The sequence below is a fragment of the Streptomyces sp. NPDC015032 genome, from assembly GCF_043080425.1.
Lineage (GTDB): Bacteria > Actinomycetota > Actinomycetes > Streptomycetales > Streptomycetaceae > Streptomyces.
Map to the genome: position 1 here is coordinate 1 of NZ_JBIBVN010000103.1, position 2,819 is coordinate 2,819.

Annotated in this window: 1 protein-coding gene and 1 pseudogene; one reads left to right on the plus strand and one right to left on the minus strand. The window is 66.5% G+C overall.

The window, feature by feature from the left end; genetic code table 11:
* Positions 1-888, minus strand: an 888-nt coding sequence (locus ACF08M_RS41475; protein ID WP_392190494.1) for an IS701 family transposase, incomplete at its 3' end; no start/stop codon positions are given.
* Between the two features lie 938 nt (positions 889-1,826).
* Between ACF08M_RS41475 and ACF08M_RS41480 the strand changes: the two are divergent.
* Positions 1,827-2,723: pseudogene (locus ACF08M_RS41480) on the plus strand (reverse transcriptase N-terminal domain-containing protein); the annotation flags it as partial.
* Positions 2,724-2,819: the final 96 nt, after the last annotated feature.

Here is a 2,819-nt window from a genome sequence, read left to right on the forward strand (position 1 = left end):
CCTGACCAGCGTGCTCAACGGGACCGGCATGGTGGAATGGCAGCGGTAGTAGGCGAGTTCGCCGGTGGTGCGGTTGCGCCGGATCAGTAGCTGCCGGTGGCCCGGCGCCGGGTCGGCGAGTTCGATAACGGCCCAGTCGTAGTAGCGGTGGCCCTTCGCGCCACGTCCGGCGGACAGTTTCTGCCAGGCCCGCTTCGGGAGCTTCTTGGCCAGCGCATCGGCGCGGAACTCTCCTGCCCCGGTGGTCACTTCGGCCGAGCAGGCCACCGCGAGGCCATAGCCCAGGCCGCGTCCTTCCAGGGCTGTCCTCAGTTTCGGATTGCCGCCGTAGACCTCGTCGCCGGTCACACAGCCGATGTGATGACCGGCGTCCAGGAACCGTTCGATCATGGTGCGGGCCCACTCCGGCTTCGTCGCGAAGACGGTGTCCTCGACGAGCCCCGCCGCCCTGCAACGCTCCGGGTCCGAGGTCCATGAGCGCGGGACGTACAGCTCCCGGTCCACCGCCGCGTGCCCGCGCGCGCCCGCGTAGACGAGGTAGACGGCGACCTGGGAGTTCTCGATCCGGCCGGCGGTTCCGGTGTACTGGCGCTGGACCCCGACGGTGTGGGCGCCCTTCTTCACGTCACCGGTCTCGTCCACGACCAGCACCGCCGCCTCGTCGTGGAGATGTTCAACGACGTACTCGCGCACATCGTCACGCACGGCATCGGCGTCCCAGGACGCCCGGCACAGCAAGTGCTGCATGCCGTGCGGGGTCTTCTCCCCGGCCCACTCCGCGATCGTCCAGCAGTTCTTGCGTGGCAGGTCCGACATCAAACCCATCACCAACCGGCCGGCCCGCAAACGGGGTTCGACCCGAGCAAACCGCCCAGCGATGCGGCCCATGGCCACCTCGAACGCCTCGCGCCAACGGTCTGGATCTATGCTGTGACCTGCGGCCACCGACTCTTCGTTCGTCTTCACAAACAACGATGATCATCGGTGGTCGCACCCGTTTCCGTACCGGCCCCCACCAGCAAGATCACGATCTACAGCTGGAGTACTAGCCTCGCACTTTCGCGACTGCGAGTGTCCGACGCTTGATCAAATAAGCGAGGAGCGCATCTGACCTGGGACGATGGGACTTGTCTAGGGTCCATGTCGTCGTCAGGAAAGCTGCACTCCTCAGGTGAAGGTGCGACACGAGGTCGCGTGTGTTGAGTGGGCTCTTTTGGAGAGGGGGTCGGCGATGGCGTCGGCGACAGAGTAGCCCCGGGTCAGTGTCCGATGACCTGTCCCCACCCGGACATGCGTCGCTGGTAACGGCGGGGTGTGAAGCTCCGGGGAAAAGCCCAAGTGCCCTCGTTCCATCCGAGGGCAACAGGCAAGGGGAAGACCGGACGGGTGAACAACCGTGAACCCTCGATGACGTCTCGTGAGAGAAAGCCCCGCCGGTGGGAAGCGATAGCGGGGTGCAGGGCAGGCCGCTGGAACGCGGCAGGCGCCGGGCGGATGCTTCACGCCGCCCGGGAGGACACCGCCGCCCCGGGATATAGAGGGCACCCACCCCGGTCGCAGCTCAGCACGCGGAACGTGGAAACCCCGACGGAAGCCGCCCGTCCACACCGGACGGGCGGTGGGCTGACCGTAAGGAAGGCTGATGTTTCCGGCGGGAAAGGACGGCTCAAGAAGCGAAGGCCGGCACGCCGAAAGGCCGGAGGAAACCAAGGCAGTTACGGGCGGTGGACTCTCCGCCGCCGCTTTGGCCAACTCGCCGGATACGGACCGATGTCCGAGTCCGAAAGGACGCTGACGTGAGCCGGGTGAGCCTGTGAGGAGGGACGATGACAGCAGCGACAGCACCGAAGGACAAGTTGGACGCCCCGGCCCCGGCCGGGGTGAACGGACCGGAGGGCGGCCCCGTGGACTGGCCCAGCATCGACTGGGACCAAGCGGAGAATGACGTACGCCGTCTGCGTCAACGCATCTTCACGGCATCGAAGGAAGGGGACCTGGCGAAGGTCAGGAACCTGCAGAAGTTGATGCTCCGCAGCCTGAGCAACACGCTGGTCAGCGTGCGGCGGGTGACGGAGATCAATGCCGGACGCAAGACGGCGGGGATCGACGATCAGGTCGTACTCACCGCCTCGGGCAAGTCGGAACTGGTGCGCTTCATCCAGCAGCGCTGCAGTAACTGGCAGGCCCGCGCGGTCCGGCGGGTGTTCATCCCGAAGGCGGGAGGACGCAAGCGGCGCCCGCTCGGCATCCCTGTCATCGTCGACCGGGCTCATCAAGCCCGTGTGTCGGCGGCGCTGGAGCCTGAGTGGGAGGCCCGGTTCGAGGCGAGGTCGTACGGCTTCCGTCCGGGCCGGGGCTGCCACGACGCGATCGGGGTCATCTTCAATACACTCAGCGGCAAGAACCCGCAGCGCGTGTGGATCCTGGACGCGGACCTGGCGGCGGCATTCGACCGCATCGATCACGACCAGCTTCTGGCCGGGCTCGGCACTTTCCCTGCTCGGGGATTGGTCCGGCAATGGCTGAAGGCCGGGGTCGTGGAACGCGGGAGGTTCACACCGACCGAGGAGGGGACTCCCCAGGGTGGCGTGATCAGCCCCGTGCTGCTGAATATCGCCTTGCATGGGATGGAGATGGCTGCGGGCGTGCGGTATCACCCTTCGGGCCGACGGGTCGGAGAGATCATGCCGAACGCTCCTGTGCTGGTCAGATACGCTGACGACCGTGCGCCACGAACACAACGGGAGGTTTCGATGTAGACGGAATCTTCCGACGTGATGCTGCACCGGTGATGGAGGTGGGCCCTCCGAGACCGCCCA